Annotated in this window: 14 protein-coding genes; 11 read left to right on the top strand and 3 right to left on the bottom strand. The window is 63.8% G+C overall.

Annotated elements, in window-relative coordinates; genetic code table 11:
- Positions 1–124 precede the first annotated feature (124 nt).
- A complete protein-coding gene (locus ABD842_RS17750; RefSeq protein ID WP_345116892.1) occupies positions 125–1912 on the top strand; it encodes a M1 family metallopeptidase in 1788 nt (595 codons plus the stop codon).
- A gap of 92 nt (positions 1913–2004) precedes the next feature.
- The gene (locus tag ABD842_RS17745) at positions 2005–2934 is read left to right on the top strand and encodes a cyanophycinase (RefSeq protein WP_345116890.1); all 930 of its coding nucleotides are present in this window, start codon (positions 2005–2007) and stop codon (positions 2932–2934) included.
- 140 nt (positions 2935–3074) lie between these two features.
- On the opposite strand, the gene ABD842_RS17740 is transcribed toward ABD842_RS17745, so the two are convergent.
- A complete protein-coding gene (locus ABD842_RS17740; protein ID WP_345116888.1) occupies positions 3075–4052 on the bottom strand; it encodes an isoaspartyl peptidase/L-asparaginase family protein in 978 nt (325 codons plus the stop codon).
- Between the two features lie 150 nt (positions 4053–4202).
- Here ABD842_RS17740 and ABD842_RS17735 point away from each other — a divergent pair, with 150 nt between their 5' ends.
- The 3 genes from ABD842_RS17735 to ABD842_RS17725 all read left to right on the top strand — a co-directional run bounded on the left by ABD842_RS17735 (position 4203) and on the right by ABD842_RS17725 (position 6408).
- Positions 4203–4625, top strand: a complete 423-nt coding sequence (locus tag ABD842_RS17735; protein WP_345116886.1) for a DUF3127 domain-containing protein — start codon at positions 4203–4205, stop codon at positions 4623–4625.
- A gap of 168 nt (positions 4626–4793) precedes the next feature.
- Positions 4794–5672: an SDR family oxidoreductase gene (locus ABD842_RS17730; RefSeq protein ID WP_345116884.1), complete on the top strand. Its 879-nt coding sequence runs from the start codon at positions 4794–4796 to the stop codon at positions 5670–5672.
- A 112-nt stretch (positions 5673–5784) separates the two neighbouring features.
- Positions 5785–6408, top strand: coding sequence for an AlbA family DNA-binding domain-containing protein (locus ABD842_RS17725; protein ID WP_345116882.1), 624 nt, complete (start codon positions 5785–5787; stop codon positions 6406–6408).
- Positions 6409–6687: 279 nt separating this feature from the next.
- On the opposite strand, the gene ABD842_RS17720 is transcribed toward ABD842_RS17725, so the two are convergent.
- Complete coding sequence (locus tag ABD842_RS17720) at positions 6688–7218, bottom strand: DinB family protein (RefSeq protein ID WP_345116880.1); 531 nt, start codon at positions 7216–7218, stop codon at positions 6688–6690.
- Between the two features lie 142 nt (positions 7219–7360).
- On the opposite strand from ABD842_RS17720, the gene ABD842_RS17715 reads away from it, so the two are divergent.
- From ABD842_RS17715 to ABD842_RS17695, 5 genes are all read left to right on the top strand, one after another.
- Positions 7361–7861, top strand: a complete 501-nt coding sequence (locus ABD842_RS17715) for a YkvA family protein (RefSeq protein ID WP_345116878.1) — start codon at positions 7361–7363, stop codon at positions 7859–7861.
- Between the two features lie 105 nt (positions 7862–7966).
- Positions 7967–10228, top strand: a complete 2262-nt coding sequence (locus tag ABD842_RS17710; protein ID WP_345116876.1) for a S46 family peptidase — start codon at positions 7967–7969, stop codon at positions 10226–10228.
- A gap of 76 nt (positions 10229–10304) precedes the next feature.
- Positions 10305–10886, top strand: coding sequence for a hypothetical protein (locus ABD842_RS17705; RefSeq protein WP_345116874.1), 582 nt, complete (start codon positions 10305–10307; stop codon positions 10884–10886).
- 37 nt (positions 10887–10923) lie between these two features.
- Positions 10924–12195 carry a metal-dependent hydrolase family protein gene (locus tag ABD842_RS17700; RefSeq protein ID WP_345116872.1) on the top strand — a complete coding sequence of 424 codons (1272 nt, stop codon included), beginning with the start codon at positions 10924–10926 and terminating at the stop codon, positions 12193–12195.
- A 79-nt stretch (positions 12196–12274) separates the two neighbouring features.
- On the top strand, positions 12275–13114 hold the full coding sequence (locus ABD842_RS17695) for a hypothetical protein (RefSeq protein WP_345116870.1): 840 nt from the start codon (positions 12275–12277) through the stop codon (positions 13112–13114).
- On the opposite strand, the gene ABD842_RS17690 is transcribed toward ABD842_RS17695, so the two are convergent.
- A complete protein-coding gene (locus ABD842_RS17690) occupies positions 13115–13873 on the bottom strand; it encodes a glycosyltransferase family 2 protein (protein ID WP_345116868.1) in 759 nt (252 codons plus the stop codon).
- 106 nt (positions 13874–13979) lie between these two features.
- Between ABD842_RS17690 and ABD842_RS17685 the strand changes: the two genes are divergently transcribed.
- Positions 13980–14279, top strand: a complete 300-nt coding sequence (locus ABD842_RS17685) for a hypothetical protein (protein WP_345116866.1) — start codon at positions 13980–13982, stop codon at positions 14277–14279.
- Positions 14280–14380: the final 101 nt, after the last annotated feature.

Below are 14380 nucleotides of genomic sequence, written 5' to 3'. Positions count from 1 at the left end.
GATAGCCGTTCCAACCAATTTCCCGGCGCAACGGGCGCAGGGTTTTGATTTATATTTGCCGCCGCCCGCCGCCCGCGTCGGCTTTGCCGTACCCATTACCTCGTCCGCACTCCCCGCCCGCCTCATGCCTACCCCCGACCCGCACAGCTACGCCCGCCCCACCGACGTTCAGGTTCGCCACCTGGCCCTCGAGCTGCAGGTTGATTTTGCCAGCCGCACCCTGGCCGGCCACGCCACCTGGACCCTCGACAACCACACCGGCGCCACCGACCTCTGGCTCGACGCCCGCCATCTGGAAATTGAAGCCGTTCTGCTGGGCGGGCTCGACGGCGAACATACGCCGTTTGAAACAGGAGCCGACGATACAGTGCTCGGCCAGGCGCTGCGCGTAAGCATCAGGCCCGACACGACGACCGTCACGCTGCGCTACCGCACCACTCCTGGGGCAGCCGCTTTGCAGTGGCTCACGCCCGAGCAGACCGCCGGCCGCCAGCACCCGTTCCTGTTCACCCAGTCGCAGGCCATCCTGGCGCGCACCTGGATTCCGTGCCAGGACTCGCCGGGCATCCGCTTCACCTACGAGGCCCGGGTGCGGGTGCCCGCCGAGCTGCTGGCGCTGATGAGCGCCGAAAACCCGCAGGCCCGCTCGGCCAGCGGCCAGTACTCGTTTCGGATGGACCAGCCCATTCCGGCCTACCTGATGGCGCTGGCCGTCGGCGACGTGGAATTCACCCCGCTGAGCACCCGCACCGGTATCTACGCCGAGCCCGTCACCCTACCCGCCGCTACCCGCGAGTTCGTGGACCTGGAAAAAATGGTGGGCGCCGCCGAGCAGCTCTATGGCCCCTACCGCTGGGACCGGTATGATCTGCTGGTGCTGCCGCCCTCCTTTCCGTTCGGCGGCATGGAAAATCCACGCTTAACATTTGTAACGCCTACCATTCTGGCCGGCGACCGGAGCCTGACCAGCCTGGTAGCCCACGAGTTGGCTCACTCCTGGTCGGGCAACCTGGTGACCAACGCCACCTGGAATGATTTCTGGCTGAATGAGGGCTTCACGGTATACTTCGAGCGACGCATTATGGAGAAGCTCTACGGCCGCCCCTACGCCGACATGCTCCAGGTACTGGGCCATACGGGCCTGCTCCATACCATTGCGGAGCTGGGGGCCGACAGCAAAGACACCCACCTGCACCTCGACCTGGCCGGGCGCGACCCGGACGAAGGGCTCAACGAAATTGCCTACGAGAAAGGCGACTACCTCCTGCTCACCCTGGAGCACCTCGTCGGCCGCGAAAAGCTGGACTCCTTTATTAAGGAGTACTTCGCCCGCCACAGCTTCCAGTCGATGGACACGGCGTCGTTCGTGGCCTACCTGCGCCGGGAGCTGCTGGACCAGGAGCCGGGGCTGGAAGAGCAGTTGCAGCTCGACGCCTGGATCAATGGCCCCGGGATTCCGGCCGGGGCCCCACCCGTCAGCTCCGCCCGGTTTACGGCCGTAGACGATGCTTTGCGCACTTGGCAGCAAGGTACGCCGGCGGCGGAACTGGCGGTGTCCGAGTGGAGCAGCCACGAGTGGGTTCATTTCCTGCACGGGCTGCCGAAACCGATTTCCCGGGAACGGGTGCAGGAGCTGGATGACGCATTTCACTTTACGCAGTCCGGCAACGCCGAAATTCTGGCCGCCTGGTTTCCACTGACCATTGCCGCCGGCTACGCCCCTGCCGCCGGCGCCCTGCACCAGTTTCTGACTCACGTGGGCCGCCGTAAATTTCTGGTGCCGCTCTACAAAGCGCTGCTGAGCGCGCCCGGGGGCCGGGAAAAAGCCCAGGCGCTCTACGCCGAGGCCCGGCCCAACTACCACTCCGTAGCCACCAGTACCTTTGACGTATTAGTAGGCCGGCCGGCGTAAATTACGGGGATGCCGGGGGCTATGTGGCGTGAACCTTGCTTGCCCGTCGGCAGTTGTTACTTTTCGTTTTCTTTTAAGTTGACTCATTGGCGTTGAAAGCACAGAAACCTCTCGGGAAGTTAATTGCCATCGGCGGCAATGAAGACAAGGGAACCTACCCTAACCCGCGTACCAAGAAAAAATACTACCTGAATTTCTTCGAGCTCGGCATCATCAAGCGGGTGGTGCTGGAGTCGGGGAAGACGGATCCACGCATCGAGGTCATCACGACGGCCTCCATGATTCCGGAGGAAGTGGCGAAGATCTACGTCTCCTCGTTTGCCATGCTCAACTGCTCGAACATCGGCATCATGGATATCCGCACGCCCGAAGATGCCCGGCAGCCCGAATACCTGGCGCGCCTGCTGGCGGCCGACATCGTGATGATGAGCGGCGGCAACCAGTCCCGCCTCAAGGAAATGTTCGGCGACAGTGAGTTCTTGGTCCATATGACGGAGCGCTACTACAAGGAGTCGCACTTCGTCATTGCCGGTACCAGCGCCGGGGCCATGGCCATGTCGCAGATCATGATTCGGGGCGGCAGCGTGCCGGATGCCCTGATGAAGGGTGCCGTGAAGATGGGCACCGGCCTGGCCCTGACCCGCAACACCATCATCGACTCCCACTTCGTGAAGCGGGGCCGCTTCGGCCGCCTGATCGAAGCCGTGGCCCTGCACCCCAAGCTGATCGGCATCGGGCTGGGCGAAGATACCGGCATCCTTATCACCAACGGCGGCCTGATCGAAACCATCGGCTCCAATCTGGTCATCATCATGGACGGCCACAACATCCAGCACAACAACGCCGCGGCCGCCAAGAAAGGCACGGCCATTTCGCTGGAGCACGTCGTGATGCACGTGCTGGCCAAGGGCAACGTCTACGACATTGCCGAGCGGAAATTCTACGCCGACAAAACCCTGCACGTGCCCGCGGTGGAAGCTTCCCCGGCCTCCATCGTCGTCCCGCCCCTGACCTCGGCCTGAGCGGCCGGGCTACAGGGCTGACTGTAGCAGGCAGAAAGGCCGGTTCTCGCTACGAGAGCCGGCCTTTCTGCTTTAGTAAAACCGGCCCGAAACCGGGCCCGGCTACTCCTTATATATACGGTCCGTTTTTCCGGGGGCCGCTAGTCCTTGTAAATGCCCACGTACAGCGGGCTTTCCGACGAAAGGCTGGCGCGGTACATGCCGTCCGAATTGAAGGGCAGGGCCATATTGCCAAACCCATCCACCGCCACCAGGCCACCTTCCCCCCCCGCCGGCGCCAGCTTGTCGTGCACCACGACGCGGCAGGCTTCGGCCAGGCTCAGGCCGCGGTAGTCCATCAGGCAGGAAATGTCGTGGGCCACCACGGCGCGCAGAAAGAACTCGCCGTGCCCGGTGCAGCTGATGGCGCAGGTCCGGTTGTCGGCGAAGGTGCCGGCACCGATGATGGGCGAGTCGCCGATCCGGGAGTAGCGCTTATTGGTCATGCCTCCGGTGCTGGTGGCGGCGGCCAGGTTGCCGTGCTGGTCGCGGGCGACGGCGCCCACGGTGCCCATTTTTTTCTTCGGGTCTTCGTCTGCCAAAGCGGCGGGCCCGGCCTGCGGCGCTTTGGCGTCGCTGTGGTCGAGGCGCATCTTGCCATCGGCCAGCGCTTCCTGCAGCTGGGCGAAGCGGTGCTCGGTAAAAAAGTATTCGGCGGGCTGGGTGGGCAGGCCATGCTCGCGGGCCAGCTCATCGTTGCCGGGGTGAGCCAGCAGCACGTGGTCGGTTTTTTCCATTACCAGCCGGGCCACCCGAATCGGGTTCTGCACGGTACGCGCCCCGGCCACCGCCCCGGCAGCCCGGTCGCGGCCGTCCATGATGGCGGCATCCATTTCGTGGTGGCCTTCGTGGGTGAACACGGCGCCTTTGCCGGCGTTGAACAGGGGGCAGTCTTCGAGGCTGCGCACGGCCGTTTCCACCGCATCCAGCGCCGGACCGCCCTGACGAAGAACAGCATAGCCCGCTTCCGTGGCTACCTGCAGGGCCTGCCGGTAGGCCAGCTCGGCCGCGGGCGTCATCAGGGTGCGGGAGATGGTACCGGCCCCACCGTGCAGGGCTAAAGCGAAGGGATAAATCATGCGTAACGGGCCTCTGCGGGCAGATTGGGTGGAATTACGGGGTAAAGATACGCACAGGACCGGCCCCGATTTCGGGGGCGGCGGCTGGCCAAAACGCGTTTTTTTTCGTACGTTTGTTTACGTTTCAACCCCCTCTTAATATCCTTTCCTATGGCTTACGAAGCTACCGGCCGCCTGCACGAGATTTTCGACGAACAGCAGGTGAGTGAGAAATTCCGCAAGCGCGAATTCGTGCTCGAAGTTCAGGATGGCCAATACCCTGAGCATATCAAGTTCCAGATGGTGCAGGACAAAACTGCCCTCATCGACCCTTTTAAAGTTGGCGACGAAGTAAAAGTCACCTTCAACCTGCGAGGCCGCGGCTTCAACAAGAACGGCCAGATGCTGTACTTCACCAACCTCGAAGCCTGGCGCATTGAGGCCGGCACGGGTGGCGGGGCTCCCGCCGCCGGGGGTTACAACCAGCAGGCGGCTCCCCGGGCCGCGGCACCGGCCCAAAACCAGAACCCTAGTCTGCGCGCGCAGCCAGCAGCCCCCATTGCCAGCGACGACGACAACGACCTGCCGTTTTAAAGTAGCTCCGGTTGCTTTTCGGCTTAGCATAGAATGCCGCTTCCGTCAGGGAGCGGCATTTTGCTTGGCCGGGAATCTTGTAAAAGACAAAACTTCCCGGTAGCGTTTCAGCGTTACTACCCCGGCCCGCTGCCGCGGCCATTTTTCCGTGCTCTTCTCCCCTGCTTCATGGCCGCTTTCGTTGACCCCAAACTTCTCCACGGCAAAACCGTGCTCATCACCGGTGCTTCCGGCGGCATCGGGTTTGTGACGGCGCGGGAGCTGGCCCGCCGCGGCGCCCACCTCGTGCTGGTATGCCGCGACGCCGGCCGGGCCGAAACCTCCCGCGCTGCCATTCTGCAGGCCATGCCCGGCGCCCGGGTCGATGTGCAGCTCTGCGACCTGTCGCTGGTTGCCAACGTACGCGACCTGGCCGCGGAGGTCGGCCGACGCTACGATAAGCTCGACGTGCTGGTAAACAACGCCGGCGTGATGCCCGGCCCGCTCACCATTACCCGGGAAGGCCATGAGCTGAGCTGGGTAACCAACCACCTAGCGGTGTTTGCCCTTACCAACCTGCTGCTGCCCCAGCTCGACGCCGCCGGGCAGGCCCGCGTGGTTACGGTAGCTTCGGATGGGCACTGGCTGGGCGAAATCGAGCCCTCGCAGGTGCTGCGCAACGACCCGGAGAAATACAGCGCCTTTGCCGCCTACTGCGACTCGAAGCTGGCCAACATCCTGTTTACCAACGAACTGGCCCACCGTCTCGACCTGACCGGCATCACCGCTAACTGCCTGCACCCCGGCATTGTGGATACGGGCCTGGTAGCGCCGGGCCGGACCGGCCTGCTGAAAATGGCGTGGAGCCTGGGCAAACCCTTCATGATCAGTCCGGAGCGCGGGGCGCAGACCAGCATTTTTCTGGCCTCGGCCCCGGAGGTGGCCCACATCAGCGGCCGGTATTTCAAGCACAGCAAGCCGGCCCGCCTGCTGTCGGGCCGGGCGCAGAACCGCGCCGAAGCCAGCCGGCTGTGGCAGATTTCGGCGCAGGAAACCGGCATTGGCTAAGCTCGGTTTAGCTGGTCACGGATCTGCTTAGCTGGTGGCGGCCCCGCGCTCCTGACGTAGGTCGCCCGGCGCCTGGCCGCAAACGAGCCGCCCACACTTACAGCTGAGAATTATGCCGGATCTGCACGAGTTGATAAAGCAGGGCGAAGGCGAACGGGTTGAATTCAAGAAGAAGACCACCCACCCGACCCGGATTTCCCGCACCCTGACCTCGTTGGCCAACACCCACGGCGGCCACGTGCTGGTCGGCATCGACGATGCCGGCCGGGTGGTGGGCGTGCGCGACCCGGCGGAAGAAATTTACCTGCTCCAAATGGCCGCCGCCCAGTACGTGGAGCCGCCGCTGAACCTGGAGTTTGAGGAAGTGGAGGAAGACGGCCGCACGGTTATCATCGTGACGGTGGCGGAAAGCCGTTGCAAGCCCCACCGCGCCCAGGTAGCCGAGGGCGACTGGCGCGGCTACGTGCGCGTGCGCGACGAAAGCGTGCAGACCAGTGGCCTAACCGAAAAAGCGCTGGCGCGCGACGCGCCCAGCCAGCTGGAGTTGGTGCCCCTCAACCGCCACGAGCTGGCCGTGCTGGAGTACCTGCGGCAACAGCCGCGCATCACGCTGGCGCAGTACATGCGCCTGGGTAACCTGGGCAAGCGCCGGGCTTACCAGATCCTGATCAAGCTGACCCTGCACGGCTACATCCACCACCACGACAAGGAAAAGGAAGTGTACTACACGCTGTAGCTGAACGCCAAAAACAAGCAGCGGGGCGCAAAGCAGCACTTGTGCCACTCTGCGCCCCGCTGCTGTTGCAGGCGTACCCGCTCAGCTATTCGCTGCTGCTGGTTTTAGATTTTTTCTTTTCGTCTTTGGCGGCCTTCTTTTCCTTGGTGGTTTTAGCCGGCTCCTTCTTTTTTTCCTTGCGGGCGTCTTGTGCTTTAGCCATGGTGCAAAATGGTTTTGGGGAGAAATGAACTACGAATCCTTAACGCAGGAGCGCCAGGGGGTGTTGTGCGAAGATAGTTAGCCCAGCAATGGCAAGTACCGTTCGCGCAGAATATACAGGTGGTGCGCTTCGTGGCCGGGCGCTACAAACAGCAGGGCCCGTACCGTCAGCGGGTTGTTGCTGGCCGTGCCGGGGCGGTCGAGCACGGCGGGCGGGAAGCTCTGAAACAAGGCCACCGTGGCCTGACGGACCGCCTCGTACTCGGCCAGCAGGTCGCTCAGGGTCCGCTCGTTAGCCCCGGACGCGTCGGCATAGGCGTTTTCATCGAAGCCGGGCAGCGGCTGCTGGTCGCCGCGGGCAATGCGCAGGGCCCGGTAGCTGAAGATGCGCTCCGTGTCGACGATATGCAGCAGCATTTCTTTGATGGTCCACTTGCCGGGCGCGTAGCGGGTCAGGGCCTGCTCTTCGCTGAGGCCGCCGATAAGCTGGCGCAGCTCGGCGGGTTGCTGCCGCAGCATGGCCAGCGGCTCGGTGCCTTCGGGCACGCGGCTGATATAGTTGGTAAAGTAGGGCACGAAGGTGCCGGGCTCGGGGCGGGCGGTGGGCATGGGCCAGCGGGGATTGGTGCGGGGCGAAGGTAGACTAATTGCGCAATCCTTGCAGCCCACCGCTTTTTCCGGCGGCCGGCGGCTTAACCATTTGAATATGGATTCGTACAGCCTTCCAACTTCCTACTCTTAACCGTTGCGTATGTCTTCCCTCGCCGAAAAAGGCCTTAAAATTTCCAAAAACGCCATTTTTAACATTTTCATTGGCCGGGCAAGCAAGCTGCTGGGCAAGCCTTTCCAGATTGCCATCGTGCTGAAGGAAGTAGCTGAAAAGCTGGCCGACAAGAAAAGCACGAAGGGCACTTTCGCCCAGCTCACCGATCTGGGCCTCACGCTGGTTCGCATGGTGCAGGCCTTTATCACCGGCGCCTACCGGCAGATCGACACTACCACGGTCGTTTCCGGCGTGGCGGTGCTGCTCTACGTGCTTTCCCCCATTGACCTGGTCCCGGATTTCATTCCGGTGGTCGGCTTTCTGGATGACTTCGCGCTGATCAGCTGGTTTATTACCAAGTTCCAGGGCGAAATTTCCCGCTTCCAGGCCTGGGAAAGCACTTCGGCCGTTTCGGCGGCGGGCGTCGCGCCGGCGCCGGCCATGTCCGACAGGACGCAGCCAGCCATAGCCGAGCTGGGTCATTCGTAAGGGTGCCCAAGTCTGCTTTTTGCGAGCCCGCGCTGTTCAGCGCGGGCTTTTTTGGCTTAATCCGGCGCCGAACCCGTATTTTCGTAGTACACCACCCCGTTTCCCATGCGTACTCTCTCTCCGCTGGCGCTGCTGGCCCTGCTCCTGTTGCCCCTTGCCCTGCGGGCTACTCCCCCCGACGAAGGCATGTGGCTGCCCCTGCTGCTCAAGCAGCTCAACGAGGCGGACATGCAGAAAAAAGGCCTCAAGCTGACTGCCGAGCAGATTTACAGCGTCAATCAGGGCAGCCTGAAGGATGCCGTGGTGCAGTTCGGCGGCGGCTGCACCGGTGAAATCATTTCCGACCAGGGCCTGCTGCTCACCAACCACCACTGCGGCTACGGGCAGATTCAGAGCCACTCGTCGGTCGAAAACGACTACCTGACCAAAGGGTACTGGGCCATGAGCCGGGCGCAGGAACTGCCCAATCCGGGTCTGTCGGCCACCTTCATCATCCGCATGGAAGACGTCACGGCCCAGGTGCTGGCCGGCGTCCCGACGGCCAACATCAGCGAAACCGACCGGGAAAAGCTGGTGCAGACCAACCTGCAGCGCGTGGCGCAGGCCGCGGTGCAGGGCACCCACTACCAGTCGTTTATCCGCCCTTTCTACAATGGTAACGAGTACTACATGTTCGTCACGGAGGTCTTCACCGACATCCGGCTGGTGGGCGCGCCCCCGTCGGCTATCGGCAAGTTCGGCGGCGACACCGACAACTGGGCCTGGCCCCGCCACACCGGCGACTTCAGCCTCTTCCGCATCTACGCCGGCCCCGACAACAAGCCGGCCGCTTACTCCGCCGCCAATCAGCCGTTTAAACCCCGGCATCACTTGCCTATCTCGCTCAATGGCATCAAGCCCGGCGACTTCACGCTGGTCCTTGGCTTTCCCGGCCGCACCAACGAGTACCTGACTTCCTGGGGAGTCGACGAAACCTACTCGGTATCGAACCCGGCGAAGGTGAAAATCCGGGACGCCAAGCTGCGCCTGCTCGATGCCGATATGAAGGCCTCCGACAAAGTGCGGATTCAGTACGCGGCCAAGTACGCCGGCATTGCCAACTACTGGAAAAAATGGATCGGCGAAACCCGCGGCCTGAAAAAGCTGGATGCCGTGACGCGCAAGCAGGAGCAGGAAGCCCGCTTCACGCAGTGGGTGCAAAGCGGCGACGAGGCCCGCAAAGCCGGCTATGGCCCGCTGCTGGCCGGCTTCGAAAAGAACTACCGCACCGGCCGCGACTTCACCCTGGCCCGCGACTACGTAACCGAGGCCGTGCTGGGGGTGGAGCTGCTGGCCTATGCCAACAGCATTGCCCACCTGGCCGATCTGATAGCCCAGAAAAAGCCCGCGGATGAGGTGGCCGCGGCCGCCGAAAAAGCCAAGAAGGGCCGGATCGGCTTCTTCAAAAACTACAACGCCCCCACCGACCAGAAAGTGGCCGCGGCCCTGCTCGCCCTCTACGCCGAAGGCACGCCGCCCGCCCTGCTCCCCGACTACGTGAAGGCCCTGCAGAAGCAGTATCCCGGCCGGGAAGGCTGGGCCAAATACGCCGCCCAGCTCTTCAGCCGCTCCCGCCTGACAACCGAAGCCGGGGCCGCCGCGGTGCTCGACGAGGTAGGCCAGGGCAACGCCCGCGCCCTGACCGATGATCCGGCTTATCAGTTTGCCACTGCCGTTATCAGCCATTACCGGGCGAATATCCTGCCGGCCTACAACGTGGCTACCGACAACATTGCCCTGCTCGCACGCACCTACCTGGCGGGCCTGCGCCAGATGCAGACCGATAAGAAGTTTTACCCCGATGCCAACCTGACCCTGCGCGTCGCCTACGGGCAGGTGGCCGGCTACCAGCCCGCCGACGGCGTGCAGTACGACTACTACACCACCCTCGACGGGCTGATGGAAAAGGCCGACCCGACCAATCCGGACTTTGAAGTTCCGGCCCGGCTCGCGGAATTATACCAAAGCAAAGATTATGGCCCATATGCCGTGAACGGAACGGTACCGGTGGCTTTTATTGCCACCAACCACACCACCGGCGGCAACTCCGGCTCCCCGGTTATCAACGGCCGCGGGGAGCTGATTGGCACCAACTTCGACCGGAACTGGGAAGGCACCATGTCCGACATCATGTTTGACCCCGACCGGGTCCGCAACATCACCCTGGACGTGCGCTACATGCTCTTTGTGGTGGATAAGTACGCCGGAGCCGGCCACCTGGTGAAGGAAATGACGTTGGTCGGCGGGCCGGGCGAGGCGGCTGCGCCGACCCCGGGCCCAAAGGTGAAGAAAGTCAAGGTCAAGCAGAAGGCCGCCCGCATGGGCTAGCCGTTTGCGCTACCTTCACGAGCCGGCCGCCGCTTTCGTGCGCGGCCGGCTCGTTTTTTATTCTTAGCCGGGCTTTATGAGACTTTTGCTTCTTCTGGTTGGGGTAGGGCTGGGCACTACGCTCCCGGGCTTCGGCCAAAAGCTTATGCTCACGGGGGGCTATGCCTACCTGGGGCAAAAGTCATTTCAGGGCGCCCCGGCGCTGGGGCTGCACACGCTGTTTCCGGTCGGGCAGCACCTGGCCGTGGGGGTACTGGTAACGGCGGCGCGGGCCCGCCAGGAATATCCGCTTTACCTCTGGAACTTTGGCGGGGGCCGCACGGTGAATACGCTGCACAACCACCTGTTTTCGGCCCAGGCCCTGCTGGGCTACCGGCTCAGCCTTACCGATCGGCTTGGTTTCGTGACGGGCCCCACGGTCGGCTACACCGCAGTGGGCCGGCGCGAGCAGGGCACCTCCGATAAAGTTGGTGCGGGCCTCTGGGCCAATATTACCTACCGGCGAATCTTCGGCAGCCGCTTTCACCTGGAGGGCCTTGTGAACCCGCGGCTGCTGCTGAAGGGGCCACAGGCAGAAGACGGGGACCTGCCTTTCGCCACTACTACCCTGTGGGTGTGGGAGGGGCAGGCCGGCATTTCCTACGGGCTGGGTTTGTAGCCGCTGCTGTAGCTTTAGGGCCTGACTCTCCTTCACCATGCTTCGACTTCTCCTCGCTTGCCCTCTGCTGCTCACTGCCCTGGCGGCCCGGGCCCAGACCCTCCCGGTGCCTGCCACCCTGCTGCTCCGCCCCGCCGCCGTTTTCGACGGCCAGAATCTGCATCCCGGCTGGGCCGTATTGGTGGAGGGCAGCAAAATAAAAGCCGTGGGGCCCGCCGCCCAGCTGACGGCCCCGGCCGGCGTCCAGACGCTGGAGCTGCCCGGCCTGACGCTGCTGCCGGGCCTGATTGAAGGCCACTCCCACCTGCTGCTGCATCCCTACAACGAAACGCCCTGGAACGATCAGGTGCTGCTGGAGTCGGCGGCGCTGCGGGTGGCCCGGGCCACCGTCCACGCCCGCCAAACGCTCGATGCCGGCTTTACCACGGCCCGGGACCTGGGCTCCGAGGGGGCCGGCTACGCCGATGTAGGGCTCCGGCAGGCCATCGACCAGAACCTGATTCCGGGCCCGCGCCTGCTGGTCGCCACCCGGGCTCTGGTGGCCACGGGCAGCTATGGGCCGAAGCTGTCGGCCGACGTGGCCGTGCCCCAGGGCGCCCAGGAAGCCGACGGCGTGGATGGCATTATCCGGGCCGTGCGGGAGCAGATCGGGCAGGGCGCCGACCTGATCAAGGTGTACGCCGACTACCGCTGGGGGCCCAACGAGCCGTCCCGCCCCACCTTTACCCAGGACGAGCTGAACCTGATTGTGCGCACGGCCAACTCCGCCGGGCGGCCCGTGGTGGCCCACGCCTCCACCCCCGAAGGTATGCGCCGGGCGACGCTGGCCGGCGTCGAAACCATTGAGCACGGCGACGGGGGCACGCTGGAAGTGTTCCGGCTGATGAAGCAGCGCGGCGTGGCCCTGTGCCCCACCGTGGCCGCCGGCGACGCTATTTCGCGCTACCGCGGCTGGAAACCGGGGCAGCCCCTGCCCGAGCGGCTGCAGCAAAAGCGCCTCAGCATGCAGGCCGCGCTGAAAAGCGGCGTCGCGCTGGTGGTGGGCGGCGATGTGGGCGTGTTCTCCCACGGCGACAATGCCCGCGAGCTGGAGCTGCTGGTGCAGGACTACGGCCTGCCGCCCCTCACGGTGCTGCGGGCCGCCACCAGCGGCAATGCGCGCCTTCTTCACCTGGCCGACCGCGGAACCCTGGCCCCGGGTTTACTGGCCGACCTGATTGCCGTGACCCAGGACCCCACGCAGGACATAACCACCCTGCGGCAGGTGAAGCTGGTCATGAAGGGCGGCGTGCTTTATAAGCAGCCGTAAAAAACCAGCTGCCCACTTGTAGATTTCCGCATTATGGCTACCTTGGACTACGTTATTCGCTGTTATTTAATCCATTACCGTGCACTATCGACTCCTTGCCGGCCTGCTGCTGGCCGCGGCTCCGGCTGCCCACGCCCAACTCAACCTCGAAGCCATTAGCCAGGACATCCTGCACGAAGGCCTGGCCCTCTACCAGTCGGAGCGGGCTTCCTGGGTTTCTACCGATCTGCTGCAAGCCAGCGGCCAGCCGCTTTCGCAGGTGTCCGGCTACATCAGCTACACCACCGGCGACTCGGTGCGGACCTTGTTTGTGGGCGGCCCGGCGGGGGCGCCGCGGGTAGTGGCCGACTACCGGTACCCGCACAACAGCATCCGGGCGGCTTTCGTCCGTCGTACCGGGCCCCGTGCCCTGCAGCCCCGGGAGCAGCACCTGCTCACCATCCGCCAACAGTCCCTGGCCGACCTGCAGCAGGTGCCCGGGGCAGAGCTGCCCGCTGATGCCGCTTTCAACGCGGTTATTTTGCCGAAAGGAAGCCAGTTCTGGGTTTACATACTCACGGCCCCCATCCGGCCGGGCGTGGTGCTGCTGGGAAACGACTACCTGCTGCGCTACGATGCCGCCGGCAAGCTGCTGACCAGCCAGAAGCTTCACCACCGCCTTATTGCGCTGGGGCCGGCCCCGGCAGGCCAGGTGGTAGACGCCAGCGTGCACACTCACCTGCCCGATCTGTCGCCCTTTATCACGCCCACCGACATCTGCACCCTGCTGCTTTACCACGACCGGGTGCCGGGCCAACGCCACCTGGTGCTGGGCAAAAAGTACGTATCCATCTTCTCGCTGCCGGACGCCCGCCTGGCCATCATCACCCGCCGGGCCTTTGATAAGCTGCGGGCGGCTAAGCGCGCGGCGCCGCAGTAGCTACCCCGGCCGCGGCACTTCCAGGGCCTGCAGCGCCGCCGCGTACTTGTCGTAGATAACCTGCAGATCCTCGTGGTGCTTGCCCGCATCCATGCCGATGCTGACGTTGCTGGTATGGAAGCGGTGCAGGTGGCTGACGTGGGATGAGACAACCGGCAGGTGCCCGGCCAGCAGAAAGCGCACGTACAGGTCCAGATCCTCCGCCATGGCCAGCTGCTCGTCGTAGCCGCCCACCTGCTCAAACAGGGCTTTGCTGTAGCACACGTTGCCCTGAATAAAGTGCTCGGCCCGGAAAATGGCGAGCAGCATGGCCCGGGGCGTGTCGAAGCGCCAGGCGTAATAGTCCTCCCCGGGCAGGTAGCGGCCGTCCTGGTCTACGCGCAGGAAATCAGCCACCAGCCAGGGCCGGCCGGGGTGGCCCTGTACGGCGTCGGCGTAGTGAAACAGGCTGCGCTGCAGCAGCAGGTCGTCATCGTCGAGGGGCACCAGCCAGGAATCGGGCTTGGCCTGCTCAATAAGCTGGTTGCGGGCGCGCCCGGCGCGCACGGCAGCGGGCTGGGTCCAGTAGCGCAGCGGGGTGCCCGGCTCCGCCGCGGCCGTGGGCAGCCACTCGGGGGTGCCATCGGTAGAGCCGTTCTCGTAGATGAGGTGTTCAACCGTGAGGTCGAGCGGGGCGCCGACGCTGGCCCGCACGCTGGCCACGGCTTCGGGCAGGTAGTGCCGGCGGTTGTGCGTGGGCGTGATAATGGTAAAGTTCATGCTTCCCTATTTCGGAATCGAAGGCAAAAAGTTACCCGGCGGCCCACTCAGGCCCAACATTATGCCGGCGGGCGGCGTTTATCAGCCAGTCAGCTCCCCGCGCACCATGGCCCGATTTGTCGTCACCGTCCGGTTTCCCGAAAGCTTTAATGAGGACTTTATTGCCCTGATTCCCCAGCACCGCGCCCTGATTAACCGCCTTATCGAGGAGAACGTGGTAGAAGCCTACGCCATCAGCGCCAGCCGCACCCGCGGCTGGATTACCATGAACGGCCTGAGTGCGGACATCATCCGGACCGTGGTAGAACAGTTTCCGCTTTATCGTTTCTTTGAGCAGGTGGAAGTCGATGAGCTGTTCGTGTTCGACAGCATGGCTTCCCGGTTTCCGCGTATCAGCCTCAACTAGGGCGTGTTCTCAAGAACGTTCGGCATGGCAAAGTCGTAATAGGCTTATTTTCAAGATGAATGCTGACCGTACGTTGCTCACCGATAATCATTGGGCACTGA

Origin of the sequence: Hymenobacter algoricola, from assembly GCF_039539525.1 — a bacterium.
In the GTDB taxonomy this organism is placed as follows: Bacteria; Bacteroidota; Bacteroidia; order Cytophagales; family Hymenobacteraceae; genus Hymenobacter; species Hymenobacter algoricola.
Note: the sequence above shows the minus strand (reverse complement) of the source record. Positions and strands in the feature narration are given on the sequence as shown.

Bases quoted from the DNA above. Each gene is read 5' to 3' on its own strand.
- ABD842_RS17700 (WP_345116872.1), top strand. From the start codon at position 10,924: ATGCTTCGACTTCTCCTCGCTTGCCCTCTGCTGCTCACTGCCCTGGCG.
- ABD842_RS17725 (WP_345116882.1), top strand. From the start codon at position 5,785: ATGCCGGATCTGCACGAGTTGATAAAGCAGGGCGAAGGCGAACGGGTT.
- ABD842_RS17735 (WP_345116886.1), top strand. From the start codon at position 4,203: ATGGCTTACGAAGCTACCGGCCGCCTGCACGAGATTTTCGACGAACAG.
- ABD842_RS17730 (WP_345116884.1), top strand. From the start codon at position 4,794: ATGGCCGCTTTCGTTGACCCCAAACTTCTCCACGGCAAAACCGTGCTC.
- ABD842_RS17740 (WP_345116888.1), bottom strand. From the start codon at position 4,052: ATGATTTATCCCTTCGCTTTAGCCCTGCACGGTGGGGCCGGTACCATC.
- ABD842_RS17720 (WP_345116880.1), bottom strand. From the start codon at position 7,218: ATGCCCACCGCCCGCCCCGAGCCCGGCACCTTCGTGCCCTACTTTACC.
- ABD842_RS17710 (WP_345116876.1), top strand. From the start codon at position 7,967: ATGCGTACTCTCTCTCCGCTGGCGCTGCTGGCCCTGCTCCTGTTGCCC.
- ABD842_RS17715 (WP_345116878.1), top strand. From the start codon at position 7,361: ATGTCTTCCCTCGCCGAAAAAGGCCTTAAAATTTCCAAAAACGCCATT.
- ABD842_RS17750 (WP_345116892.1), top strand. From the start codon at position 125: ATGCCTACCCCCGACCCGCACAGCTACGCCCGCCCCACCGACGTTCAG.
- ABD842_RS17705 (WP_345116874.1), top strand. From the start codon at position 10,305: ATGAGACTTTTGCTTCTTCTGGTTGGGGTAGGGCTGGGCACTACGCTC.
- ABD842_RS17690 (WP_345116868.1), bottom strand. From the start codon at position 13,873: ATGAACTTTACCATTATCACGCCCACGCACAACCGCCGGCACTACCTG.
- ABD842_RS17685 (WP_345116866.1), top strand. From the start codon at position 13,980: ATGGCCCGATTTGTCGTCACCGTCCGGTTTCCCGAAAGCTTTAATGAG.